At 40.5% G+C, this 26,018-nt stretch carries 21 protein-coding genes; 11 read left to right on the top strand and 10 right to left on the bottom strand.

Translation table 11 applies throughout. From position 1 onward, the window contains the following. Window positions 1–2 precede the first annotated feature (2 nt). Window positions 3–644: a DUF6266 family protein gene (locus A3CY_RS0115060; protein WP_018338765.1), complete on the bottom strand. Its 642-nt coding sequence runs from the start codon at window positions 642–644 to the stop codon at window positions 3–5. Window positions 645–1,023: 379 nt separating this feature from the next. Here A3CY_RS0115060 and A3CY_RS23510 point away from each other — a divergent pair, with 379 nt between their 5' ends. The 11 genes from A3CY_RS23510 to A3CY_RS0115005 all read left to right on the top strand — a co-directional run bounded on the left by A3CY_RS23510 (window position 1,024) and on the right by A3CY_RS0115005 (window position 10,559). Further along, window positions 1,024–1,746: a CPBP family glutamic-type intramembrane protease gene (locus A3CY_RS23510; protein WP_018338764.1), complete on the top strand. Its 723-nt coding sequence runs from the start codon at window positions 1,024–1,026 to the stop codon at window positions 1,744–1,746. 200 nt (window positions 1,747–1,946) lie between these two features. Further along, complete coding sequence (locus tag A3CY_RS0115050; RefSeq protein WP_018338763.1) at window positions 1,947–2,285, top strand: carboxypeptidase-like regulatory domain-containing protein; 339 nt, start codon at window positions 1,947–1,949, stop codon at window positions 2,283–2,285. A gap of 22 nt (window positions 2,286–2,307) precedes the next feature. Continuing rightward, complete coding sequence (locus A3CY_RS0115045; RefSeq protein ID WP_018338762.1) at window positions 2,308–5,631, top strand: golvesin C-terminal-like domain-containing protein; 3,324 nt, start codon at window positions 2,308–2,310, stop codon at window positions 5,629–5,631. Window positions 5,632–5,918: 287 nt separating this feature from the next. Further along, window positions 5,919–6,329 carry a cupin domain-containing protein gene (locus A3CY_RS23355; protein ID WP_051082744.1) on the top strand — a complete coding sequence of 137 codons (411 nt, stop codon included), beginning with the start codon at window positions 5,919–5,921 and terminating at the stop codon, window positions 6,327–6,329. Between the two features lie 33 nt (window positions 6,330–6,362). Beyond that, window positions 6,363–7,196 carry a carboxymuconolactone decarboxylase family protein gene (locus A3CY_RS23350; RefSeq protein ID WP_026207722.1) on the top strand — a complete coding sequence of 278 codons (834 nt, stop codon included), beginning with the start codon at window positions 6,363–6,365 and terminating at the stop codon, window positions 7,194–7,196. A 211-nt stretch (window positions 7,197–7,407) separates the two neighbouring features. Further along, window positions 7,408–7,941 (top strand): SMI1/KNR4 family protein, encoded by a 534-nt coding sequence (locus A3CY_RS0115030; protein ID WP_018338759.1) that lies wholly within the window; start codon window positions 7,408–7,410, stop codon window positions 7,939–7,941. Between the two features lie 87 nt (window positions 7,942–8,028). After that, window positions 8,029–8,577: a hypothetical protein gene (locus A3CY_RS0115025; protein WP_018338758.1), complete on the top strand. Its 549-nt coding sequence runs from the start codon at window positions 8,029–8,031 to the stop codon at window positions 8,575–8,577. Between the two features lie 61 nt (window positions 8,578–8,638). Next, window positions 8,639–8,923, top strand: coding sequence for a hypothetical protein (locus tag A3CY_RS0115020; protein WP_018338757.1), 285 nt, complete (start codon window positions 8,639–8,641; stop codon window positions 8,921–8,923). A 100-nt stretch (window positions 8,924–9,023) separates the two neighbouring features. Next, window positions 9,024–9,455 carry a DUF6756 family protein gene (locus tag A3CY_RS0115015; protein ID WP_018338756.1) on the top strand — a complete coding sequence of 144 codons (432 nt, stop codon included), beginning with the start codon at window positions 9,024–9,026 and terminating at the stop codon, window positions 9,453–9,455. A gap of 29 nt (window positions 9,456–9,484) precedes the next feature. Next, window positions 9,485–9,979, top strand: a complete 495-nt coding sequence (locus A3CY_RS0115010) for a hypothetical protein (protein ID WP_018338755.1) — start codon at window positions 9,485–9,487, stop codon at window positions 9,977–9,979. A gap of 70 nt (window positions 9,980–10,049) precedes the next feature. Continuing rightward, window positions 10,050–10,559 carry an imm68 putative immunity domain-containing protein gene (locus tag A3CY_RS0115005; protein ID WP_018338754.1) on the top strand — a complete coding sequence of 170 codons (510 nt, stop codon included), beginning with the start codon at window positions 10,050–10,052 and terminating at the stop codon, window positions 10,557–10,559. Between the two features lie 175 nt (window positions 10,560–10,734). Here A3CY_RS0115005 and A3CY_RS0115000 read toward each other — a convergent pair whose 3' ends face one another. From A3CY_RS0115000 to A3CY_RS21200, 9 genes are all read right to left on the bottom strand, one after another. Beyond that, a complete protein-coding gene (locus A3CY_RS0115000) occupies window positions 10,735–13,032 on the bottom strand; it encodes a Gldg family protein (protein WP_026207721.1) in 2,298 nt (765 codons plus the stop codon). A 12-nt stretch (window positions 13,033–13,044) separates the two neighbouring features. Then, window positions 13,045–13,974, bottom strand: coding sequence for an ABC transporter ATP-binding protein (locus A3CY_RS0114995; RefSeq protein WP_018338752.1), 930 nt, complete (start codon window positions 13,972–13,974; stop codon window positions 13,045–13,047). Between the two features lie 10 nt (window positions 13,975–13,984). Beyond that, entirely contained in the window at window positions 13,985–16,300 is a 2,316-nt protein-coding gene (locus A3CY_RS0114990) for a Gldg family protein (RefSeq protein ID WP_018338751.1), read from the bottom strand. A 6-nt stretch (window positions 16,301–16,306) separates the two neighbouring features. After that, a complete protein-coding gene (locus tag A3CY_RS0114985; protein WP_018338750.1) occupies window positions 16,307–17,239 on the bottom strand; it encodes an ABC transporter ATP-binding protein in 933 nt (310 codons plus the stop codon). 97 nt (window positions 17,240–17,336) lie between these two features. Continuing rightward, window positions 17,337–18,956 carry a PKD-like family lipoprotein gene (locus tag A3CY_RS0114980; RefSeq protein ID WP_018338749.1) on the bottom strand — a complete coding sequence of 540 codons (1,620 nt, stop codon included), beginning with the start codon at window positions 18,954–18,956 and terminating at the stop codon, window positions 17,337–17,339. A gap of 20 nt (window positions 18,957–18,976) precedes the next feature. Next, complete coding sequence (locus tag A3CY_RS0114975) at window positions 18,977–19,705, bottom strand: DUF4843 domain-containing protein (RefSeq protein WP_081619476.1); 729 nt, start codon at window positions 19,703–19,705, stop codon at window positions 18,977–18,979. Window positions 19,706–19,719: 14 nt separating this feature from the next. After that, complete coding sequence (locus A3CY_RS21205; protein ID WP_018338747.1) at window positions 19,720–21,180, bottom strand: RagB/SusD family nutrient uptake outer membrane protein; 1,461 nt, start codon at window positions 21,178–21,180, stop codon at window positions 19,720–19,722. A gap of 34 nt (window positions 21,181–21,214) precedes the next feature. Next, window positions 21,215–24,565: a SusC/RagA family TonB-linked outer membrane protein gene (locus tag A3CY_RS0114965; RefSeq protein WP_051082737.1), complete on the bottom strand. Its 3,351-nt coding sequence runs from the start codon at window positions 24,563–24,565 to the stop codon at window positions 21,215–21,217. A gap of 156 nt (window positions 24,566–24,721) precedes the next feature. Then, on the bottom strand, window positions 24,722–25,897 hold the full coding sequence (locus A3CY_RS21200) for a FecR family protein (protein ID WP_018338745.1): 1,176 nt from the start codon (window positions 25,895–25,897) through the stop codon (window positions 24,722–24,724). Between the last annotated feature and the right edge of the window lie 121 nt (window positions 25,898–26,018).

Genomic DNA, 26,018 nt, shown 5'->3' with positions numbered 1-26,018 from the left:
TTTTAAGATTTACTAATACAAAAATACCGGCACGGGGAATAACGCCTCTCCGTTTCCGAAGCGAAAAAACAATACAAATGCACCGTTTTCCACGTGCCCTCCGGCAAATTCACGACTCCCGCCCCGTCAGCCCTACAAGCCGTATCCATTTCCAAAACAACGGGACTATACGGTTCATCGTCAAATATCGCTGCCACCAGCAACCGGTCTGTCGCCTGTGCCGTCACCGAACCGGAATTGTCTATCCAGCTAAACAACACATACGTTTCGTTCCCCTCGACCATTTTCATCTCAAAAGGCAATTGCAAACTCCCTGCCGTCAATTCCAATCTCGAATAATCAATATAGTGGTCTTTCCCGAACACGTTCATATTCGCGTGCAAGAACCAATGGTAACCGGAACGCCGCTCTTCCTCGCGAGCCGCAACATCAAGCACGTCTTTCAACACGCCATCCCGCATGGCACGATACATCGTCTGCGCTCCCGGCAACTTCGCACGTTGCATCGTCTGCCCGTCCGTCCGAGGGTTAGACACCTTCTCCGCCAATTTCCGAATATACGTCTTCTTACCTACCTGGTAAATCACGTAACCATCAAGCTTCCCAGACGCCCCTCTCAATAAAGAATCATTTAATGTAGCCATACCTTCTCTGTTTTACTCGTGTAACACCGACCGTTATCCTAAAGAAGTCAGGGTGAAATCTTATCTTCCCCCTATATCTTTAACAAATATCTGATAGAGCAAATATATAACAAAATTCATTCAAATACAAATAAAATACAATAAATGTTTTATTAAAACAGGCTTTAAATAGGAGCAGAATAGGACTTGAATGGGAGCAGCTACCTAGAAAATACCTGTAATATCCCTAAAATATAACTTATTGAGATATGTCTTTTATATTATTTTATACAATAAACCATAATAACAGGAGAACTACTCCCGGTAATAAATATTTTTCTTTCACGATTATTTTCAAATTTATTTCTATATTTGGGAAATCGTATATACTTTATAAGCCATGAATACCATAACAGACATCTTTCAATTTCTGGCAAAGCCGAAATTCGAATCTTTTAAAGATTATCCCGGCAACAAGATAAAGAAATTCTTCACTATATTTATGTGGCTGCTCTTGATTGTAATGGGGTGCAACATATTATCAATGATATTGCAAACCATTATTGCCAGCAAACCAATCATGCCCAACCCGATAAACCGATTAACACATCTAACTAACGAATGGAAAGCATGGAACATATTTCATGTCATTCTATTATCCCCCGTTCTTGAAGAATTTAGTTACCGCTATGCACTCTGTTCATTCAACACCACGAAGATTAAAATTTCATTCAGCCTCATTCTATCGTTTCACATCTCTTACCTTTTATACGTTTACAAATTTCGGCTATTTTGTGGAACGGACCTTGTCTTTCATATTCTCTTTTTATATGGGACGATCTTTTTCATCGCGGCAATACTCTTTCTGATCACGAGTTTATTTAACAAACAGCTCACGAGGCTTGAAAATACATGGAATACCCACCCGACCGTTATTTTTTACCTATCGGCAATTCTTTTCACGATATATCATATCTATAACATGCCAATAACGTTCTTCTTATCCATCTTCGCCGGGGCCTTGATCTTCGGATACACAAGAATCCGGTTGGGCTTCGGTTATGTTATCGCTCTACACGTGTTATGGAACCTGCTAACTTCCCTTCGCCTTTGGATAAGCTAATTTCGCAAAAGTTGTTTCTAGTAGTCAAAATATTAAATAATTATAATTTCTTGTTTTTCCAAAATACACGAAATACATTTTTCCTTAATTTTGTACAATATTAGTCTAAAACCCGAAATGTGCTGTGCTTCACGTGTCATTTTAGTTTTAAAATGTGCATGAGATTACTTTTATTACAAAAACTTTAAACATGAAAAACTATGAAATCACTTGTTTTAAAATCTTTTTTGGCTCTAGTATTTTTTATGGGGAGTGCAATGATAAGTGCCCCAAGTAAAGGCATTTATTATGGTGCTTGTGACGTGTACCCGGAAGGCGTTGAAGTTAGTAAAATAACTCAACCAGATAATGGAAATTTTGAATATGAATTATCAGGCAATCGATTTTCGTTCACGTGTAAATCGCCTGGAGCATATAAAGTAACATTCCAAAAGACAGGTTATGAACCATTTGAACGTACCTTTACTATACAGGAAGATGATCCTGCTCTTATTATTTATGGAGACATCAGGCTTAATGAGATTCCGCTAGATGACTAATTACATTTAATACCAAGGGAAAATGAACAGGGCGTTCGTGTATCAAGTCGCAAAAAGCGAGTTATTGTTGCTGGGACGTAATTGGGCGTTTCGGGTTTACGCTTTACTGCTCGTGGCGGGAATATTCTCGTTCCACGTCGCTTGTCAAAGTACTTACGGTGTTTACAGCTGGAGCATGGTGGCTTTGCCTTCTTCCATCCCTTACGTGAACGCTTTTCTTCTTTGTCTGTTCCAGTCCTTTTTTATACCCTTTGCCGTGCTAGACCTCTGGACGAGGGAGCGGGGTACTGCCACGCTTGACGCGATCCGGGTACACCCGGAAAGCAACCTCGAGTATATCGCCGGGAAGTTTGCCGGCATGGGCTCGGGATTCGCGCTATTGAGCCTCGTGGTGATGGCAGCGGGCATGGCGGTGAACGGCATTGCCAGCAACGCCCCGTTCAGTTTTCCCGTTTACATGTTTTACTGGTTCACCTTGACTCTACCTTCCACGGTATTCATGCTGGCGCTCTCCTTCTTTATAGTTTTCTCGTTAAGCAACCGCTGGCTGTCGCTATTGTCGTTGATGATCCTCTTTTTCCTGACGGTAACCGTGTTGCCGGGAAAGCGCTGGGACGCCTTCAATTTCCTGGCGACACACCAGTCTAACCTGTTCTCTCCCGTGATGGGACACGTGGATTTGAAGGCTTACCTGTTGCACCGGGCATGTTTCCTGTTTGGCGGTGCCGGGTTATTCATGCTGACCGTTTGTTTCTCGCGACGTTTGTTCAACCGGGTCTCAAGTCCCCGTTTCTTGTCGCGGCTCGGGGGCATCTTGTTGCTGGTCGGGTTTTGTTTCGGGTGGGCGCGGGACAAATCTTTCCGGGAAGAACAGCGGGCAAGGGAGAGATACCGGGCGGTTTACCTCGAGCACGAGGGAGAACACACGCCCCGGGTGAAGGAACACGATATCGTTTTCTCCAACTCCGGGGACGAGTTAAACCTTTCCAGCCGACTGGAGGTATGGAACCCGACGGGGAAGAATTTATCGCGGGTGGTGCTGTACCTGAATCCCTTTTTGAAGGTAAACCGGGTGGAATCCGGGAATAAGGCAGTGACCTTCAAACGAGAAGGACAAGCCCTGGTCGTGGATATTCCCCTGCCGGAGGGGGACAGCGTGGTGCTCGAGATGGATTACTCTGGGAAAATAGACGAGCGGGTTTGTTACTTGGATATCCCCGACAAGGATTATTACAACACGAGCCGTTTTGACGCCGCGTTCCACTGGGGACGCCGTTACGCTTACACCGGGAAGGAGTTCACCTTGTTGTTGCCGGAATGTATCTGGTACCCGGTAACCATCCCTCCCGTGGCTTTATCGAAACCGGTACCGGGAGTGAATTTCACCCGCTTTCACTTGCGAGTGAAAGACGCGGGCGATCGCGCCGTACTCTCGCAAGGCGTTTCAAGACGGGAAGGCGGCGACTGGTGTTTCGACACGGGAACTCCGTTGGAAGGGATCAGCTTGTGCGCGGGGTATTACGCGCGGAAAAGCGCACGGGTGAAGGATTTTAACGTGAGTATAGACCCGTATAATAGAGGAAAAAAGAAACACGTGTCAAATCCTTTCACGATAGAGGTGTATCACTTCAAGGGGCATGACTTCTTCTCGGGAGCCTTCACCAGGTTGCGCCATGACGAGATCGAGTACTTGATAGAGGAAGAGATCGGGGACAGGGGTGACTTCGAATACCCGTCTGGCAAGTTAAGATTGATAGAAACCCCCCTGGCTTTCACCTCCTATTTCCGGGCGGTCAAGGGAAAGAGCGAGCTATCGCAACCGGGGATGGTGTTCTACCCGGAGCTCGGGGCTAGCCTGGCATGGTTGTACGATTTTCGATACAGCGTAAACCGGTTTGCGGCCACGAGAAGACCTGAACAGATATCGGTGAAAAGGTTCGAGGGTAATACAGTACAAATTGCGGTGGGTAATTTGCTGGATCTAGATATTTATTGCCGGGATAACGACACGTTCGTTAACGACTTGTTCTGTTCCTCCATCCCCTCGTCCCGGGGCAACGAGGTGTCTTGTTATCCCTTGATGAAGGTCCCGGCAGGGAGGGTGATTTCCACGGATTACCCCGTGCTAGACCTCGCATTGAAACGAACCATGCAGCAAATTCTCAGACGAAAGGGGGGAATGAATTTCAACATCCCGAACGGGGTGCGAGATTACTTGAAAGACAAGAGCCTAGAAGACGCATTAAACGAACCGGGCATGGATCCCCATTTATTGAACTCCATCATCGAGCAGAAAGGCGTGGTACTGGGAAATTACGTCTGCTGGCACGGGATGAAGTTCGATGACTTTTATCGTTACTTGAGGGATTATTACCGGGAACGTCCCCGGGAGATCCCACTGGAAGAACTGGTGGCGGATATCAAGTCGGATCTCGGGGTGGATCTGATGCCGTTTTTACCGGGATGGTACACGTCCCGGGAGTTACCCTGTTTCTTGATAAAAGACATCAAGTACGAGGTGGTGAGAGAACCTTTCCCCCGCCGGACCAAAACCTCGTTAAAGGTGTATAACCCGTCCGGGCAGGGAGGATTTTTGTTACTGGCTGACATTTATTTTACTGATATTTTTTACATCCAGCCCGGGGAATGTAAAGAGATCAGCGTGCTGGGAAATGGCGCTGACGTGTATTTCGGCCTGTCCCAGAATAAACCGGGGGGATACACCCCCCCCTCTTACTCTTCAACGTTGCAACCGCCATCTTTACACACTTCCGACACGACGGTGGGGGTTCATGATATTTCCCCGGGAGAGTTTCTCGTCTCCCCCGGGGAGATTATCGTGGACAACGAGGATCCCGGGTTCCACCTGGAAGGAAATTCCACCGGTTGGCTGCAACGGGTCCTCGGCAGGGAAGAGGTTATCCCGGAAGACAATTTTGTCCAACGACGCGAGGGATGGACGAAATGGATCTCTCCACATTTACACGGGGACGTGGTGCGAAGCGCGTATTACAGGCAACGCGGGCGAGGGAAGTTCAAGGCGGTCTGGGAAGCGGAATTGCCGGAAGCCGGGATGCGCGAGGTGCAGGTTTACGTGATACAACACTGGGAGGAGCGTACGGACATAGACACTCACGCAGAAGGGACGTGCTACCATTACACGATAGAAGACAGCGAGGGCAAGAGCGAAGAAATCAAGATTGACATCTCCAGGGAACACCGGGGATGGTTCTCGATAGGGAAATTCTATTTCCCGCGAGGCAAAGCGAGAGTGATCCTGGACGACCGGGGAAACAGCCCGAAACACTTTATCGTAGCCGATGCCGTGAAATGGGTTAAAAAATAAGGCTCCCCCCTACCCTCTTTTTGAAAACACGCACGCAATGTTACGTGTATTTATTCCCAACCTGTAAAATTGGTACAAACATCTGTAATACGTATTCCATCCCGTCAAACAAACCACAATATCTTTGTAATAAAGAAACCGAATAGAATTAAACAAAATTTTAACCTAAAATAAGAAAGCATATGAGGAAAAATTGCGTTCTAATAATGGTTTGCATGATTATGATATTTACAAATTCATGCAAGGATGGTAATAACAGTGAAAACAATAATCAAAACAAATTAACAATGAAAGTATCCAAAAAAAAAACAGAACCAATATTAGGTTTGGGAACCCCAATCACAGCAAATTTCACCGGGAAAGCTTGGTTGCAAAACCTATCCGGTCAACCGGAGTACGAGTGTAACGTATACAATGTCACTTTTGCCCCGGGAACCCGGAATTACTGGCACTCGCACACGATCGGTCAGATTTTACTTTGCACGGAAGGTACCGGTTACTACCAAGAAAAAGGTAAACCGGCACAACGTTTACAACCTGGCGATGTGGTGAATATCCCAGCCAACACAGTTCACTGGCACGGAGCCGCACCAGACAGCCGCTTCACGCATATCGGGATCACCCCCAGGGTCAGCGAGAATAAGACGGAATGGATAGGCGAAGTGACAGACGAAGAATACTCGGAAGCCGTGAGATAGGGCAACACACAATCTTCAGAAATAAAAAACTTTATGAAAAAACAGTTACTAATGCTTGTATTTGCCCTGTCGGTCGCGGCACCGGTTTTTGCACAAGAAAAGCCTAAAAACGAAAAAGATATGAATAGAATCGAGTTATGTAAAAAGAATTACACCACCCTGTTCGGCGGAGAAGCACTAACCGGACAAGGCTCGGATCCCGAATTAATGAATATTCTTCAAAAATTTATCTTCGGGGAAGTATTCCACATCGGGGAACTCGACGTGAAGACCCGCGAGATGATTACCTGCGTGACGCTGGCTACCATGCAGACCTTACCCCAACTGAAAGCACACGCTGCCGCCGCATTAAACGTGGGAGTCACTCCCGTTGAACTGCGTGAAGCCATCTATCAATGCGCCCCGTTTATCGGCTTCCCGAAGACGCTAAATGCAGTTAGCACGATCAACGAGGTATTTAAAGAAAAAGGAATTGCCTTACCGCTAGAATCCCAAGAAACCGTGAAAGAAGACGAACGATTCGAGAAAGGGAAAGAAATCCAATTTCCGCTCTACGGCGAAAAAATGAAAGAAAGCTTGAAAGCTCTCCCCGACGGGATGAATGAAGACCTTCCCCGCCTTCTCACGGAAATGTGTTTCGGCGACTTCTACACCCGCAACGGACTGGACGTCAAAACCCGTGAATTGTTGTCCCTCTGTGTACTGGCAGCTCTCGGTGCCGACCGGCAAATCGAATCGCACACCCGAGGCAATATCAAAGCCGGCAACGACAAAGCTACCCTCGTCGCCGCCATGATACAATGCCTACCCTATATCGGATTTCCGCAGACATTGAACGCAATACATATTATTAAAGATATAGAGTAAAGAAAACTTCACCGCCAACCGACCACAAAGGAAAAGCAAGGGATTCAAGCAGTAAATATTAAAACCTACCCGATATACGGAAAAAGTGCAGTACACCGTTCGTCGTGTACTGCACTTCTATTATATTTGTGCAAAGTAATATACTTAGAAAAAATAACAGCGGAATCCGCTGATAGCGTTACATTATGTGCCACAAAATAAAAAATGAGATATGGAAAAAGAATTTGAAGGTTTTGATTTTACAAACTTCTGGGATGATAATTACTATGCTCGTAAATCGTATATCAGTGATGTCCCAACTGATGAACTGATAGCTGATGTAGAGAAAGAATTAGGATACAAGTTGCCAGCTTCCTATATATGGCTGATGAAGCAGCATAATGGAGGCATCCCTTTCAATACATGCTTCCCTACTGATTCACCCACAAATTGGGCTAAAGATCATATTGCTATAACTGGCATTTACGGTATAGGTAGGGAAAAGGACTATTCACTATGTGGTGAAATTGGCAGTCAGTTTATGATTGATGAATGGGGCTATCCTGCTATTGGAGTCGCTATTTGTGATTGTCCGAGTGCAGGGCATGATATGGTTTTCTTAGATTATCGAGAATGTGGTCCACTCGGAGAACCAAAAGTTGTGCATATCGACCAAGAATCTGATTTCAAAATAACTCCTTTAGCAGAAAATTTTGAGGACTTCATACGAGGCCTTAAAAGTGCTGAAGAATACGAAGAAGAATGATAAATAAGGCACATAACAAACGGATGAATCTCCCCTAACGGTTGATTATCTGCCGGACATTATCCAACAAATAAAATAATAAAAAATATGGAACTAACATTGAATTTGAACTCACGTTTGCAACCCATGCACAGACATGATTTGGAAGATGCACTTCAAGAAATTCTTGAAAAGGAAAAATTGGGAGAAGTAATGGGTGGAGGAACGCTACAAAATCCACAAACCGGAGAGATTATCTCCTGTGATATAGAGATTCACCTAAATGATGATAAGCAAGATAGCATAAACCGTTTGGTAGAACTTGTTAATAAAATAGGTATTCCCAAAGGTTCAGCATTATTATGTATGACACCTGAATTTAAGATAGAAGTAGGAACTTTGGAGGGATTGGCTTATTACGGCAATGGAACGGAATTGCCGGATGAAGTTTATGAGAGTTGTGACATTAATCATGTCATTGAGCAGATGGAATCAGCTATGGAGAGCATAGGTCGCTTTTATAGTTATTGGGAAGGGAATGAATGGACAGCTTTGTATTTTTATGGGATTTCATTTGCTGAAATGAAACAAAAAATAGAACCATTCATTGCTTCTTATCCCTTATGTCAGAAATGCCGAATAGAACAAATTGCGTAGTTGGATAACAAGCACCTGTACCGCCTAACGGCGGCAAGCTGCATCCCATTATCAATGAAATATGACACCAAGGTTTAAAGTTGATTTTAATGAATGGCTAGAAGATGATCTGGTCTTATTATCTCAATCTGATGTAAGGAAAGATGTTTGTGGAAATGAACATTTTCTGGCAGAAGGCTTAAGAATTGAAATTTGCGAAATCGATTACGATGAAACAGGCAACAGAGATGATTTATTGGCAAGCGGATGTGTAACTGTATGTAATATACAAAACTTCACACATGTAAAATGGTGTTGTAAGATTGATAATAAAGAGGTAAAACATATTGGGAAGGCAGCATATTAGTACCTGATGTCATAAGACAATAATATAAAAACATTGATAACAATCAACTCAACGACTAAATGCAGTTAGCTTAATTCCATAAACGACGAAACAAAATGCCATGTTTGATTATAAAGAAATAGAAAGAACAATCAAGGATAATAATCTTTTATTTCAGAAAATAGAAAATGCTGATAAAGAGTGGTTAATACAAAGACTATATGATACTTTTGTGGTTGGTAATCCCCGTGCATTATGGTTAAACTTTAAATATGTACCATATAGCATTGATTGCAATAGGGAAGATCCCTATTGGCATTTACTGGATGTCATAGACAAGAATACGGTTCTTTATTTCATCATTAACTATTGGAACAAAGATTTTGTTATTTATAAAGCAAGGATGTCCGACATACATGTATTCATAGGTGATTGTGAAGGTCTGGATGAATTTTATCTGATGACGTTGGATTTTATGGAATTATACAGTATTACAGACCACGATGATTTACTTCATATTGATGTGAGGAAAAATAAAAAAGTATCTGATTAATTAATAACCAAGAAAATTTATAATAAAAGATGGATATAGCAAAATTGGAGGAATTTAGCAAAAGGTGTTCCCTGGAGTTACCTCATGAAATCGACAAGATTCTGAATACTGCCAAAGGTAAAAACACATGTGCCATTGGCTTTATAACAACAGATGATTTTTATGGCTTTTATCTGACATGGGATTGCAGTAATAACATTGATCAGTATTACGATTGGGAAAACGGACTTGAACCGAATTTCCTTTATCAGCCTCTTGTCGACATTGTTGAAGATTGCAAGGATATTGATTTTTTAAATCCGTCTGATGAAAAGTGGGCGTTTGCGCAAGTTTTACTTTCTGTATTGGAAAGAAGTATCAGACAAATTCCCGATGAAATATTCTTGAAAAACGGTTTCAAAAGAGAGGATATTCTATTCTTTTCAACAATGAATTCCGGAGATTATATACAAGAGATGATGGATACATCCGTAAAAATGTTCAATGCTACGAAAACAATTGAAACATACAAAATTACGTTATAATTGTTAACTCGCAGGTTACGTGGGCAAAACAACCATTATCGTCAAATAAATAAATTACAAACTAAAGAATATGGAACTCTACATTAAAAAATGGTGGGGCAATTATGTAGGTGGATGTGATGATTCCCTTCTATTGCTGGATTATTTCGGAACTCAAGAGCAAAGCAATTTCAAGTTAAGCGAAATTTTATCTGATATCCATTTGAATACTCCGCTAAAAGAAGATGCGGTAAATGGAGGAGATGTCTATTTCAGTATAGATGAATCGAAAGAACCGCATTTTGATATGGCTATTGATGTGGTAATAGATTTATCAGCCATTTTATTGGAAAGTATCAAAAATGGAGAGGTGGATATAAAAAAATTAGATCCGAGTAGCGAATATTCTAATAAATTCTCTATTTCCACATCGAAAGACGATGCAATGCTGCTTCTAAACGCTTTGAACAAATTTATACATACGCCAGAGGAATATGAATTGGCAAACTTTATGGATGAAAGCGAATTAGAGGAGCTAGTTAATGATTGCAAGGAGATTAGCAGTATATTAACCGATTGCATTAACCAAATGCAACAATAACAGGTACCTGTGCCGCCTAACAGCGGCATATTTAGGATACAACTTACAGCAGATAACGTAAATAAAATAAATCTCCCTTCATATGTCCGAGACTAAATAGGATATTATTTGAAATAAAAAAAGGAATCCGAAAAGAACAGGATTCCTTTTTCAAAAACACATCTACAATTTTATACTAATTTCTTTTTCTTCTTATCAAAAATGTAATTCCCCAAACCATAATACCTAACGGGATCAAGCAGATAAACAGGAGTTGCAGCCAGATCAGTGAATTTTGGGAAAGATAAACATTGTCATCCGGAGGACGAACCCGACTGGTTTCTATCGGGTATTCACCGTAAGACAAGCAACGGAACATTTCTGTTATCAATTCAAAATTCGCCCCGTTAAGCCCGGCTCTACTTGTCGACAACTCTTTCGTGGACAAACAATCTGAATCCCCGATTACAAAAATCCGCTGTTGCTGTTTATCCGCAATATCCCGTGTCAGATACAACATCACGGAATTAGATTGTTCCACCTCTCCTTTATTCGGATTTATTGTCACGGTTTCGTTCAGGAAATCAGTGGTTTCATATTCAATCCAAGATCCCTGGGGGCGAGTTGCCAAAACCTCCGATATTGTAAACCCTTTCATGGAATCGATCACTTGCACGGCACATGCGGAAGGTGTTATCACTGTATTATTGCGCTTTATCATATTGGCAAAATAGGGTGAAACGTTTAACGCACCTTCCATGATATTCGCCGCTATAATATCAGCTAAATACTGCTTGGAAGGAGCCACTAATATTCCATCAGAAAAACGTAAACCTAACTCTTCCACAAGAGGATTCATGAAAGCCTGACGTCTAGATTCCCCTAAAATAATCAGATTCCCACCCCGATCAACAAAAGAACGATAATTCTCGAATTCTTCTGAAGTAAAAGAAGATTTCATATCCGATATAACCACGACATCCACGTTCTCAGGTACGGGTTTATCCAAGGTTAATTCCTGCACCTGATATCCTTGATTGATTAACGCATTACGGAAAGCAGGATTTTTAGCAAAAGCAGCATATCCCCTATCCCCATAGTCACCACAACCACGCTCCCCGTGACCGGTAACGAAAGCAATTCTAGGCGATTTACCCACTAATGTTTTAAGAGCTGCTGTAATCTCGCTCTCGAAAGGATGAACATATTGGTCATTATAAATTCGCAAATATGCTTTCTGTCCGTTATCTCGTTTAAAGACCCGAACGAATCGCCCGTTCTCGGCAGAAATATCCTCGGTCTTGTTCACCTCTTCCGCCGAGATAAACATCTTCGGATTATAGTCGCTTCCTTCACAAACTTTCAGAAAACGTTCTTCGGTGGACAAATCTTTATAAACCTTATCGTAATGCGGACTTGTTCCCTTTCCATAATAATACACGTATTCAATCTTCATCTCGGGCTTGAAGCGCACGTAACGTTCAAAGCGCTTCATATCATAATTCTTGGATCCCGGCGAACCATTATACCACGTGTCGTCCAAAAGATTGACATAAGTGGTCAAGGTTAAACCTCCATCCAACTTTTTCATAATCTCCTGGCTATTGGGTGTCAACGTATTCACTTTCGTGGCAGTAACATCATAATAAGCGATCATTGCCGGACGGGAAGAACCATATCCAGCCAATAATACAAATGCAAGAACCAAAAGATAACTTATACTCGTTGTCACGACAGATCTTTTCAATCGTTCTCCCTGCAATTTTATAAATGTGAAAGCCAAGAACATAAAGATCACAAGTATAAAATACAAGATATCACGACTACAAATCATTCCTTCTAAAAAGATTCTGGAACGCCCGGAAATAGACAACCAGTAAGTGATATCACGAACAAAATCAATATCCTGTCCCACTCCTCCGATAAAATTCAACACAGCCAATATCGCCAATGTCCCTATCGCCGCAACCACTTGGTATTTCGTGATCGTGGACATAAATAATCCAATAGCGGCATAAGCACATATCGTGATAAAAACACCCAACAACGCCGTGAACATAAGAGGGATATCCGGATCTTTAATTGTAAATATCGTGAAAACCACTGGTATCAACAAGATAAAAATCAACATTACCCCGTACACCACGACAGAAAAGTATTTTCCCATAACAATCTGAAAATTAGAAACAGGGGATGAATAAAGTAATTTTATCGATCCGCTGCTCAATTCCCGACTCATCAACCCCATGGTTAAAAGAGGAATATACAAGTAAAGATTATTCAACATCTCTGCCAGTACTCCGCGATAACCGAATAAAGCTACCGTAACATTATAGGGACGATACCCCATGGCTAAATGCCGCAATTGATCGCTCATTTCATCGCAATAAGTCAAGCCCGCCTGAAACGCAAAAACAATTAAAACCATCCAAGCTATAGGGGAGAAGAACATCACTCTAAGTTCTGTCTTCATTATTCTCATTATTGTTCTCATCAATATTTTCTTTTAGAATGATTTTCCTGATAATTTAGCAAACACTTTATCCAACGCTTCTTTCTCCATCGATATTTCCCGAAGATGCCAATTATCGCGAACTGACTTGTTTACAACTCTATCCACGATGGAACTATCTCCTTCAAAATGCAAACGGAAACGGGTACGGGTCAATCGTTCAACCCGTTTCACCCCCTCAATATTTAAAAGTTCCGTATCATCCTCGGGGGCATTATGCATAATTACCAACAATACACTAGGCTCCATATAATGATTAAATTCTTCGATTGTACCTTCAAACACCATATTCCCGTGCTCGATCATCATGATATAATCACAAGCAGCCTGAACCTCCGGAAGTATATGTGTAGAAATCAACACGGCACGCTCCTCGGCAATCTCCCGTATCAAATGACGAATCTCCACGATCTGATTCGGATCCAAGCCATTCGTGGGTTCATCCAAAATGACAAACAACGGATCATGAATAATAGCCTGGGCTATGCCCACACGTTGTTGGTAGCCTCCGGAAAGATGGGCAATAACCCGCTTACTGAAAAGAGATATTCCGCATTTTTCCTTGGCTCTCTCTACTGCTGCAGGGATATCGGCTTTAGGAATTAATCGTATATCCGCACAATGATATAAATATTCATCAACTGTCATATCCGTGTGCAAGGGAGCTTTTTGGGGGAGAAAACCGATATACATTTTAGCTTTTATCGGATCTTTCCGTAAATCAATTCCATTAATAAGAACACGTCCCTCTGTTTGAGTCAACACGTTACATATAATATTCATTGTCGTAGACTTACCGGCACCATTGGAACCCAACAAACCGAAAACGCCTTTCGAATTGATCTCAAAATTTATATTTCTAATAGCCCACTCCACGCTATAACGATGTGAAAGAGCTTTCACTTCAACTATCTTATTTGCCATAATCCTCTTCTTATTTCCGTTTTCTACGAAGTATTGTCATTATACCTAAAAAGGCGATACTGAGCGGGAATATTCCCATACAGAAGGTGTTCACCCATGAGCGACAACCTTTTGGAAGCCGTATCCTTGAATCAATATAACTAGCCCTCCTGGTATCAATGGGAAATTGATCATAAGATAGCCAGCGGAACGAACCATTAATAATACTGTAATTCGAGGCATTAATACCCGTGAATTGCGAAGTCAACGCTTCATTAGCAATGACATCCGCGTCTCCGGAAATCACGATACGCTGATCCTTATCTCCCACTTTTCGGCTCAAAGTAATCAATGGCGAATACTCTCCTTTCATCTCCCCAGCCTCCGGATTAAACACAAATTCTCCATCCACGAAATCTGTTGTTTCTTTCTCTATCCAAGCATCTTTATCCGACACGAGCACGGGAGTAATCTCGAAATCCTTAACCCCCGAATAATCCAAAGCCTGAGCGGTAGGCAATGCCACAACATACCCGTATCTCTGCAATTTCTCGTACATAGGATATCTCTTTGCCGCTTCTGGTGTAAAATAGGCAACAAGCACCGTTGGTGAGGTATATTCATTTTCATTCACCAAAACTCCGCTCATACACTTGACACCTAAAGAAGCCATAAGCTGGTTCATATTATCCTCTCTCCCGTAATCTCCAAGGATAAATAAATTTCCTCCTTTATCAATATAATTCTGTACTCGAGTCATGGCAACATCCGAGAGAGGGGTACGCAAATCAGATATTACTAGAATCTTTATCGATTCATCGATATCCTCCCGGTCCAGATCGATTGTTCTGGTATCAAACCCATTGTTTAACAAAGACTGACGAAACCACTTATCTTCCGCGAATAGATAAAAACCGCGCCCCCCGTAATTATCAATCTCACGTGACCCGTATCCTGTTGAAAAAGCAACAAGGGGCGATGGCGATACAAGACGTTTCAATGCTGCCGAAATTTCAGCCTCTTCCGGGTGTTTCGAATTATCATTATACGTGCGCAAATATACTTTTTGCCCGTTCTCTCTCTCCACAATACGAAGGAATCTGTTCGCTTCCGGTTTTAAATCGATAACTTTCCTGATCTCCTCCGGTTTCATAAACATATTCGGATCAAGTTTATTTGCCTTACAAAGTAGGTCAACCCGTTCTTCATCCGTTTTGTCAGGATACCTCCACTCAAGACTAGAATTATGGGTCTTATCGTAATAATAGACATATTCCATTTTCATGTCCGGTTTAAAACGGTAATACTTTTCGTAACGTTCAAAATCTCGATTTCTATTTCGCGGTAACCCGGAATAAAAAGTTTCATCTAACAAATTGACATAAGTGACAATCTTTAAACCTCCATCCATTTTCTTCATAATATCCTGACTCTCTCTAGTCAACGTATTGGATTTCGTGTAAGTAGCATCATAATAATATTTCGTGTACGGGGTGGAAGATATATACCCTAACAACATCGTCACTACCACAATCGTACCATATTTCAACACTTTCATTTTGAAAGACATGATATTTTTCTCCGTGTTCAATTTCAATATTGACAAAGCAAGAAAGAATCCTATAACAATCAAGAAATAAAACACATCATCGCTGGCAATTAATCCCTCTATAAAAGGATACGAACGCCCCGTGATAGACAACCAATAAGTGATATTACGAACAAATTCATAATCTTGTCCCACATGTCCAATGTAATTCAATGCAGCAAGAATTGCTAACGTTCCGATAGCCGCAACTACTTGATAGCGAGTTACAGATGACATAAAAAGCCCAATAGCAGAATATGCCAGTATCAATAAATACAATCCCAACATTCCGGTCAACACCATTGGATAATCAAAATTCACTACCGTAATCGCACAAAACAACACGAATACCCCCAAAACAGCCATTAACGCAGCTCCATACACCATCATGGACATAAACTTACCCATGATAATAGACGCATTTTTGACCGGGGAAGAATATAGAAGCTTAATAGAACCGCTTTGATATTCCCTACTCATCAATCCCATTGTAATCAACGGAATATAAAGATAAATATACCTCAGAATCGGGGGAAGTATTCCTTTCATTTGACTATTGTACACGGCTGAAGTAACCTGCCATAGTTCGTACCCCATATCCTGATAACGTAACTGCTCCCCAAATACTTGTGCAAAAGCCATCCCAATCTGGAACCCGAAAATAACCAACACGAGCCAAGCCACGGGAGAATAAAACATAGAATTAAGCTCTATCTTGGCAACACGAATGGCTGTCTTTATATTATTGTTTAATTTCATTATATCCTACATTTTTGTTTTTTTTCCTGATAATTGAGCAAAAATTTCATCCAACGAGCAACGTTCTACTAGCAAATCTTTTAAATCCCAATCGTTCGCCACGCTCGCCTCTATATATCTCTCTGTAATCTCGGCATCTTCCTTGAAATAAATTCGGAAACGCCCTTTTTCCAATTCCTCTATTCCACTATTCTCACACAAAGAACTCAACACAGCTTTACCGGGAGATCGCCCCAATTCTATCACGAAACTCTCGGGAGCTATATAATTATCAAAACCCTCCATAGTCCCGGAAAACACCAATTCTCCATTTTCAATCATTTTGATCTCGTCACAAATAGCTTGTACTTCAGACAAAATATGAGTGGATAACAAAACTGCATGATCCTTGGCTATTTCCCTGATCAAATTCCGGATATCCACGATCTGGTTCGGGTCCAACCCGTTCGTGGGTTCATCCAATACCACGAATTTCGGGTTATGCACAATCGCTTGTGCTATCCCCACGCGTTGCTGGTAACCTCCTGACAAATTCTTGATCAGACGATCCTTGAAATGAGTTATCGCACAACGTTCCAAAGCCCGGTCAACAGCATTCTCCACTTCCTCTGCCGGCATTAACCGCAAAAACGCCGAATGCTTTAAATATTCACCCACGGTCAAATCCGTGTACAACGGGGGCTGTTGAGGTAAAAAACCGATATACTTTTTAGCTTCAACCGGATTCTCCCTTAAATTAATCCCATTAATATACACGTCTCCCTGGGTCTGATTCAATACCCCACAGATGATATTCATCGTGGTAGACTTCCCTGCCCCATTAGAACCTAACAACCCGACAACACCGTTTCCCGTAATTTCAAAATTAATCTCTTGTATAGCCCACTGCACACTGTACCGATGGGACAAATCACATACTTTTACAATACTATTTCCCATAAAATTTATCCTTAAAAACAAGGTCTGATTAAAAGCATTTTAAGAAATAAGGCTCAACAAAGGTCGAGCCTTACTTTCCGAAATCAACACGCTACGGTCAAGTCCAACTGCTAAAACCGTTACCTATTTTCCAATTTATCTGAATAATTTTTCCAAATCGCGATTTAGCGGTACACATAATCCTCTCTTCCAAAGGTCTATTTTTCGCATTGACAATATTCACAACATGAAATTCGCCATTTTCCAAACCAACCGCCAATAACATATTTTTGAAATGATTATCCCCATCCATCGCAGTAATCGGAGCGTCGAACCGGAGATATTCACTCCATATTTCCGTATCCTTATCATACATGTAAAGTATATTATCCACGGCAAAGAACACGTAATCCGTCGCTGTATTGGGGGGAACACACATCAAGGAAGGTGTTTGTGTCAATTTACCACCAAAATCAAATACTTTTATATTGGAAAGTTTCAGATAAGGTCCTTGAACAACATCTATATAAGATCTTAAAGCGAACTCTTCCAGATAGAAATGCCCCGTCGCATCCCTAAACAAAGCATAGTAACCGGGAAATCCACTAGTCGTTACTTTTTTATAACATATATGAAGCAATTCATATCCTTCAAAATTATTCAAAGGAATATAATTATCCGGCAATTTTTCCCCACTTTCAAGAGTCGGTTCCGGCAATTCCATAACATGAGCCGCACCTATCAAATCATCAAATCCATAAGTAGGCGTTCCATCCAAAAATGCCAATAACCTATTATTCTTTCTATCTATAATTGGAATATAATTCCCATAATATTGCGTATATCTCCCAAAGACAGGCTCACATTTTTCCAATACTTTGCCATCGTATTTTATCGGATCATCCAAGAAATAATCTGAATTAAATAGTTGCGGATCTGATTTCACACGTGAATACAAACACCCGTTTTGATCATAGAGGATATCCGCAATTTTCATAAATACACCTCCTTGAATGACAGCTCCGGCAGGAACACTTCCTCCCATAAACGTCTGATTCAAATCAATATCTTTCGTGAAACCGATTCCTTCCAGATCCTTTGCCCCATCTTCTGTAAATATCCAATACTGTCCTACATCAGCATCCTCCCCCGTACAATAATGCTCTCGCATACATAAAGCCCCACGTCCTAATTTCTGTCCCCCATTCCTAGAAGAATACAAATCGTCATACTCTTTCCACTTGGTAATCGTTGCCACCGACCAATCAGAAGACCATTCTGTTTCTTCCGTCTTAAAAAATGAAAGACAAGCTTCACCATTTTTCTCTGCAAGAATTGTCCAAGAAAACCACGCATCAAACTCCCCAGCAATCGTACAATAACCTTTTTTCATATACTTTACCCCATAACGGGAATCCGTAATCTTTAGAACAAGTCCCTCAAAATTTTCCACCAATCTATCCGCGATCCAAAAAAAGTTTCGACTATTCCAATTAGGATCATCCGGACGAGTTTCCCCACCAATACTCCATTCAAACGAAAGATACGAAGCATCTTCTGGTATTTCTATATTAAACTTCGGCTCAACCCGCACCGTATCTCCCATTGTTTTATTAATATCAGGAAATTTCTCAATCTCAATACTCTGAATATCTTTATAATCATAATTTCCCTTATCCTCGTAACAACTAATAAAGAATATAAACAAAAAGATAAAGAAATAATTTACTTTTTTCATACATGGTACATTTTAATCAATTAATAAATCGGAACAACCATAGGATCTCCATTCGCTTCAGTCACACCTTTTTCTTCAATATAGTTCTTCAGCATTAATGAATATAACCTCATTTCACTAGCAGCCAACCCTTCGAAGCTCGTAATTCCATTCGTGGCAAGCACCAGTGTATTAAACTTCTCCGGAGACCATTCTCCTAAATACACATCAACAATACGACTATCCCACCAATCAGGCTTCGTGTTCATATTATTAAACCATAACTTTACATCCGTATAACCTTTATACCCGACCCCAAAATTTTCATTCTCGACAATCCGAAGTGTAATATAAAACTCTCCATCTTCCGGCACCTTATCCGTATGAATCGTCAACCATAAAGAATCGGAAACAACCCCTTTCTTAAAGACAAATTTATCCGGTAATGTCACCATTCCATCTCCCACCCTAGTCAACGTGTCCACTATAGTCATCTTATATTCGGCATCTGCACTCAATGTATCCCCAATCAAGCAAATCCGAAACGGGTATTCTATCCGCTCTGTATTAGGATGATGAGCTATCGAAACGACAGCAGTATCTACCCTTACCCATTCCCAGTTAATTCCCTCTCCACGCTTCACTTGACGCTCGATATACAAAAATCTTTCTTGCCCGTAGACCTCTGTACCTTCAGTACTACAACTTTGTATACATAAGCTACATACATAGCAAGTAAATAATACAAACAAAAAGGTATATTTTTTCATTATCGTACACGTTATTAATTAATACTTTCACTTTCAGGCAACGGCAAAATAAAATCACTCTGGGTCATCTTACTTAAAAATTTCTCGTTGAATTTCTTATAATAAAAGAATTTTTGACCCTCTGAAGCAAACTCTCTTCTAACCTCTTTCAATAATTCAGCCTTAAATGTTTCTTCATCGGTTATAGAAAGACGCCCTTTAGTACAATTCCGTCCGGCACGTACTATATCCAACTGATTGGTAGCCTCTTGCCAATCCGCTTTTGACATATAATACTCCGCCAAAATATAATACAATTCACTCAGCCGGATAATAGGACAAACATCATTCTCTTCCGTGCTAATCTGAATATTCCGGTTAGACATAAAATATCTCGTGCTTCCATTCACAGAGGTTGACAATTTCGTCTTTCTATAATCCGCCGCATCATCAAACAACGTGTACCAATCTTTCAATACAAGCCGCGCATCACCCGAACCTCCTCCTGATTGTGTTGAATAAGGAAGATAATTCTCCAACAAATTCTTTGAAGCCACCGCAAAAATCAAATCCATTCTCATTTTTCTATCCGAACTCACATCGGCATCCGGAGTAAAATTATAATATTCAGCATCATACATCGTTCTTAAATCTAAAACCTCTTTTACCGCCACATATGCTTCATCATGCTTCCCCGCATAGTTATATACCCGAGCCATAATAGAAACAATGGCCGGATAGTTCATGCGGTAACCACGAAAAGCATAAAATACATCATCCGGGTTATAATTACTCCCCAATATAAAATTACCACCATCTTTCGTCAAACGAAGAACATGTTCCGAATTAAGCGTGTCATAAGATGCTACTAGATCTTTCGCAATCTTCAAATCAGCCGTAATATAATCAAGCATTTCGCTTACCGTGCAATTATTCTCTCCATAGGATGGAAACTTATCAAAATATGGAATATACAGTTTATGGTCATCCACAATTGGTGCCGGAGCAAACAATCGCAACATATCAAAATGTAAAAACGCCCGAAGTCCTATCGCTTCACCCAAGATCAAATTCTTTTCATACTTCCCTAGCGGAAACATAGTAGAATCTTCCATTTGAATTCTTGCGATAATATTATTACAATTTGCAATTGCATTATACGTTTCCGTCCATATCGTTTCAATATACGCTTTTACTTTATCACCTGTATATTTAAGTTCCATTACATCATTATAATCATTATTTTGACCGATATAACCTCTTCCGCTGTAATAAGATTGCGCTAGTACATCTATAAAGCCCCAAGAGAGTTCCTTACCGTACATCCCTGTTGATCCCATTTGCTTATAAACACCATTAAGCGCATTCCGATATCCCAAATAAGATGTAAACAAATCATCCTCATCTACAATATCCTTAGGGCTCACATCCAACCAATCCGAACATGAAGACATGAACACGATCAGCGATAGGAATAAATATTTCCTTATTTTCATGATATTCTTTATTACAGATTTCACATTAGTTTATTTAAAACGACATCTTCACAGAAAATTCTACCTTCCGAGCGTAAGGGTAATCTAACCCTCGTTCTTGCTTTACATTCGAAAAATGAGCTATATCACTCATTCCCATAGTTAAGCGAAGCATACTGATACCCCACTTACTTATTAGCATCGAATCAAAATCGTACCCTAATTCAATAGAGCTCCAAGACAGAGCATTATACCTCTGTACAAAACGAGAAGTCGGACGTGTTACTTGAACAGAGCCTCTATCCGCTGTTAAAGCTTTAAATTTTGCCTTATCCCCCGGTTGTTTCCAACGACTTGTCAACACCCGCCGATCAACATTCGATGTATAAACATTCACGTTCTCAACCTTATCGACCAACGTTTGATTATAACGGTCTCCACCAAATTCATACATAAAACTGGTAAATAAAGAAAATTGTTTATAAACAAAATTTATACCTATTGCTCCTTTTGCCTTCGGATCTTCATTTCCTAATACAACTTGATCTGAAGCGATCCATGAATTTGTCAATTGCCCGTTCTTTTTAATATATACCTCTTTTCCGTCAGCCGGATTAATTCCCATGGAACGAATACCCCAAATAGAGTTCAAGGATCCGCCTTCCTGATATTGCAAAAACGGCATAGACACCTCATTATCGTAGTTCGAGGCTTTCTCAAATTTTTCAAGTACTCTTCTGTTATAGGCTTTCAAACTTTCTGAAATCTTCAATATTTTATTTACATTGTGACTTAAATTTGCGTTAACAACCAAATTCATATCACGATTTTTGATAGCATGAATTCGAAAATCCAATTCATATCCCCTATTAGATATCTCCCCGATATTATCCCGGTAGGAAGTAAAACCAGTCGAACTCGGTACCGTTACATCCGTCACCAAATCAATCGTCTTCTTGTCATAATAACTACCTTTAAAATAAATAAAATCATTAAACAACGATATTTCCCCACCGATATCCAACGTATTCGTTGTTTCCCAAGTCAAGTTTTTATTCCCCAAAGCTTTTAAAGTTGCCCCGTAACCCGTTTTATACCATTCGTCGGTAAACACCTGATAACTCGTTCTTGCCGCATAAGCAGGAAAATTTACTTTACCGGTTTGTCCGAACGAAGCCCGAAGCTTCAACTGATTAATAAAACCGACACTTTCGAAAAAATCAAATTTATGAAGATTTATACCGACACCAGCAGACCAGAAAGGAGCAAAACGTTTATCTTTACCGAAAGCAGAAGAACCGTCAACACGGATAGAGGCATCCAATAAATAAATATCCTTATAAGAATAATTTACAGAACCATTCATGCCGATAGAACGACTCGTAGATTCTCCATGATTTGTTTTATTCGGCTGATCTTCCGCGTATTCAGGTGAAGACAATTCACCCGAGGGGAAACCATAATAAGAAGAACTTTCATTATTAGACTCCGACTCGCGTAATTCAAATCCAGCCAAAGCATTAATCATATGATTTCCAACCGATCCATTATAGGAAAGAGAAAAATACATATTATACGTGAACTGATCATTACTTGATAAATGCAACTCTCCTGATTTCAAATTCGTCAAAGAAAGTTTATTTGTATTATTTTTAGACAAAGGATCTATAAACTTCTTTGTATTACCATACGCACGTGCGATACTAATTTGTCCCTTTAATAACAAACTCGGGTAAATATTCCAATTAATCGCTAAATTATTAGTCCATTCTTCTGTTGAAGATTTATCGAAATTATTTAAACTAGGTTCATAAAGTGGATTTACAAGATTATGCGTAAAACTTCCTCCTCCCCAATCCTTTAAGGCTTCCAAATAATTACCATTTTCATCTTTGTATTCATTATATGGCAGTTGTTTTGCAAACGCCGAAAAAAGACCATAAGGAGATTCTTTGGACTTTGTACTCATAAACGAGATATTATTCTTTATAGACAACGTTTTATAAATATATTGAACAAAAAGACCAGCCCCCATCACATTGCGTGCAGATCCTTTCATCACGCCATCTTGTCCCGTGTACTGCAAATCCAAACCAAAACGAAAATTTTCATTTCCACCATCAATATACAAACTATGTTTATGATTAAATACCGTATGGAGCGGTTTACCTAACCAATATGTATCTACACCTTTTCGTATATTCGCCAATTTTTCATTGTATTCTTGTTCTAATTCAAATTCATTTCTTTGATAAGTTGATTCTGGATCATACACATAATATCCCGCTAAACGTTCTACTTCCAATTTTTCAGCTGCATTCAATAAATCATAATCGCTCAAATCCGGCATAGTAATATCCCCGACCAAATTATAAGACACATTCATCTGCCCTGCTTTAGGAGTCACCGTCGTGATAATAACTACACCGTTAGCAGCACGAGAACCATACATTGCCGTTGCGGCGGCATCTTTCAATATAGTAATCGACTCGATGCGGTTAGGATCATAGTCATATAATTTAGTGACACTAATTTCAAACCCGTCCATGATAAACGTGGGAAGATTCGGGTTATCTTTCAAATTCGACTTATCCAACGGATCCCGATCAAGTTGTTTCGTCCCCGTAATTCCCGATTCTCCCCGAATATAAACTTCAGGAATAGCATTCGGATCTGATCCCCAACGATTGTTCTCTTTGATTCTGAAAGAAGGATCAAATACTTGAATAGCCTTAATAACGTTCGTTTTGGAAACTTTCAACAAATCATCCCGTTTCACAGTTACTGAATTACCCGTAAAACTGGTACTTCTAATATTATTATACCCCGTCACGACCACTTCCTCCAAGTTCTCCACATCCTCCTCCAGCACCACGTTAATCTCCTTCTGGTTCGTTAATTTCACTTCCTTGGAAACCATACCGATAAACGAAAATACCAGGATAATATCTTTCTGTTCCGGTAAAGTAATTTTATACATACCTGCCGTATCAGTCACGACACCCACCGTAGTTCCCTTAATCAAAACGGTCACACCCGGAAGTGCTTCCTTTTTCTGATCCGTAACTTTTCCTGTAATCGTTTTGGCTTCTTTTTTCTCATCCTTGGGAGCCTCTTTGATAATAATCATCTTATTTTCAATCTCGGCAACAAACCCGGTTCCTTTCAAAGCATTTACAAGAACTTCGGACAACAAGGCATTCTGCATTTTTACCGTGATATTATTCACGGTTTTGATCTTGTTGTAATCATACAAAAAACCCATGTCACATTGACTCTTAATAACGGTAATCAACTCTTCGATTCCCGCATTTCTCAAATCAACTGTGACCCGTTGATTCTGAGAATGAACGGCGGCATTTAATCCAAAATTAAATACCAGCATAAAAATACAAAGCTGTTTCATTGATAAAATAATTTTCCGGCACCACCTTTTTTTGAAAGGCGTGCACATTTTACCTCTTTTTTTCATAGATTTGTGTTGTAAAAATTAAACAATCGGATAAGCTTGCCGGCTTATCGTGTGACAGGGGAATATAGCCGTATTCTCCTGTTTCATTTTTTATCTCATAACTTGTACTACTTTTTTATCTATTATAAACTTTACGTCACTTGTTCGTTCTATCAAGCGCAACAGGTAACTGAAATCCCCGAATCGTTTCACTTCCCCGGAAAACATAACATCCTTCACGTCCTCGTTTCGATAGAAAACTTGGAAATCATACCAACGCGACAAAGTGGTAAGAATATCCTCCAAACGCTTTTGCTTGAATACATATATGCCATCTTTCCACGCCACATATTCCGAAACATCCACATTACGCTCGGTCACCACGCCGCTTGCCTTGTTATAAGCTACCTGCATGCCCGGTTGTAATACGCAACTCTTATCTACCCGTTCAAATTTTACTTTTACTTTACCGGAAACCAAGGTCGTATAATCATCAGTCGTCCCCTCGTAACACGTAACCCCGAAACTCGTACCCAAAACAGAGATTTCCTGTGCTCCGGCATGAACGACAAAAGGTCTTGCCGTGTCCCGCTTTACTTCAAAATAAGCCTCTCCTTCCAAATAAACCTCTCTTTTATCCTTCGCGAAACTGACCGGGTATTGCAACAAGGATGCAGAATTAAGCCAGATTCTAGTCCCATCCTCCAACTCTATTTTATACTCGCCCCCTCTAGGAACTCTCAATCTATTGTACACGATTTCTTCCGTGACTTGTTCTTCTCCAGAAGCTGACACGTAACTCAGCTTCGCACTATCGGCAACAACCCGACGTCCCGTTTTCTCTCGAATTGAAAAATTCTTTTCACCTAAATAATACACGGAGCCATCAGCCATTTCCAGTACGGCATTATTCTGCCCGGGCACAATAGCATGAGCAGCAGGTAATACTTCCCGATCTACACGCCTCGTCATATACAAGAACAAGCAACAACAAAGTACAACAATAATTGAAGCCGCTATTCCCGTTCCCCACACAACATTACGTTTTCTTGCAGTCTTCTTTTGTTTCTGCATCCAGAAATCAAAAGTAGACCACGCCTTCTGAACTTCCCGTTCTGACAAACTCAATCTATCTTCTCGTGAAAATTCTTCCCGCATATCCTCGTAATAACGACGATGTGTTACATCTTCATTCAACCATTCGTCGAAAATCCTCTCTTCACCCGGAGAAAGGTTTCCTTCTATTTTTCGATATATCAAACGGGTTGATATTTGTTTATTTCCCATAATTCAACTTTCAAATACAATACTATAACGGGGAACCTTCTTTTTTGTGTGACAAGAATTTTTCTTTTTTTCGAAAAAAAAAATATACGACACTTGAAATTAATTACATACAAGGCTACAA

Source organism: Butyricimonas synergistica DSM 23225 (assembly GCF_000379665.1).
Taxonomy (GTDB): Bacteria; Bacteroidota; Bacteroidia; order Bacteroidales; family Marinifilaceae; genus Butyricimonas; species Butyricimonas synergistica.
This window is presented reverse-complemented; position numbering and strand designations above follow the sequence as displayed.

Bases quoted from the DNA above. Each gene is read 5' to 3' on its own strand.
- A3CY_RS0114995 (WP_018338752.1), bottom strand. From the start codon at position 13,974: ATGGCAAATAAGATAGTTGAAGTGAAAGCTCTTTCACATCGTTATAGC.
- A3CY_RS23350 (WP_026207722.1), top strand. From the start codon at position 6,363: ATGAAAAAACAGTTACTAATGCTTGTATTTGCCCTGTCGGTCGCGGCA.
- A3CY_RS23355 (WP_051082744.1), top strand. From the start codon at position 5,919: ATGAAAGTATCCAAAAAAAAAACAGAACCAATATTAGGTTTGGGAACC.
- A3CY_RS0114975 (WP_081619476.1), bottom strand. From the start codon at position 19,705: ATGAAAAAATATACCTTTTTGTTTGTATTATTTACTTGCTATGTATGT.
- A3CY_RS0115000 (WP_026207721.1), bottom strand. From the start codon at position 13,032: ATGAGAACAATAATGAGAATAATGAAGACAGAACTTAGAGTGATGTTC.
- A3CY_RS0115010 (WP_018338755.1), top strand. From the start codon at position 9,485: ATGGATATAGCAAAATTGGAGGAATTTAGCAAAAGGTGTTCCCTGGAG.
- A3CY_RS23510 (WP_018338764.1), top strand. From the start codon at position 1,024: ATGAATACCATAACAGACATCTTTCAATTTCTGGCAAAGCCGAAATTC.
- A3CY_RS0115015 (WP_018338756.1), top strand. From the start codon at position 9,024: ATGTTTGATTATAAAGAAATAGAAAGAACAATCAAGGATAATAATCTT.
- A3CY_RS0115030 (WP_018338759.1), top strand. From the start codon at position 7,408: ATGGAAAAAGAATTTGAAGGTTTTGATTTTACAAACTTCTGGGATGAT.
- A3CY_RS21200 (WP_018338745.1), bottom strand. From the start codon at position 25,897: ATGGGAAATAAACAAATATCAACCCGTTTGATATATCGAAAAATAGAA.
- A3CY_RS0114965 (WP_051082737.1), bottom strand. From the start codon at position 24,565: ATGAAACAGCTTTGTATTTTTATGCTGGTATTTAATTTTGGATTAAAT.
- A3CY_RS0115025 (WP_018338758.1), top strand. From the start codon at position 8,029: ATGGAACTAACATTGAATTTGAACTCACGTTTGCAACCCATGCACAGA.
- A3CY_RS0115050 (WP_018338763.1), top strand. From the start codon at position 1,947: ATGAAATCACTTGTTTTAAAATCTTTTTTGGCTCTAGTATTTTTTATG.
- A3CY_RS0115020 (WP_018338757.1), top strand. From the start codon at position 8,639: ATGACACCAAGGTTTAAAGTTGATTTTAATGAATGGCTAGAAGATGAT.
- A3CY_RS0115060 (WP_018338765.1), bottom strand. From the start codon at position 644: ATGGCTACATTAAATGATTCTTTATTGAGAGGGGCGTCTGGGAAGCTT.
- A3CY_RS0115005 (WP_018338754.1), top strand. From the start codon at position 10,050: ATGGAACTCTACATTAAAAAATGGTGGGGCAATTATGTAGGTGGATGT.
- A3CY_RS0114980 (WP_018338749.1), bottom strand. From the start codon at position 18,956: ATGAAAAAAGTAAATTATTTCTTTATCTTTTTGTTTATATTCTTTATT.
- A3CY_RS0115045 (WP_018338762.1), top strand. From the start codon at position 2,308: ATGAACAGGGCGTTCGTGTATCAAGTCGCAAAAAGCGAGTTATTGTTG.
- A3CY_RS0114985 (WP_018338750.1), bottom strand. From the start codon at position 17,239: ATGGGAAATAGTATTGTAAAAGTATGTGATTTGTCCCATCGGTACAGT.
- A3CY_RS21205 (WP_018338747.1), bottom strand. From the start codon at position 21,180: ATGAAAATAAGGAAATATTTATTCCTATCGCTGATCGTGTTCATGTCT.
- A3CY_RS0114990 (WP_018338751.1), bottom strand. From the start codon at position 16,300: ATGAAATTAAACAATAATATAAAGACAGCCATTCGTGTTGCCAAGATA.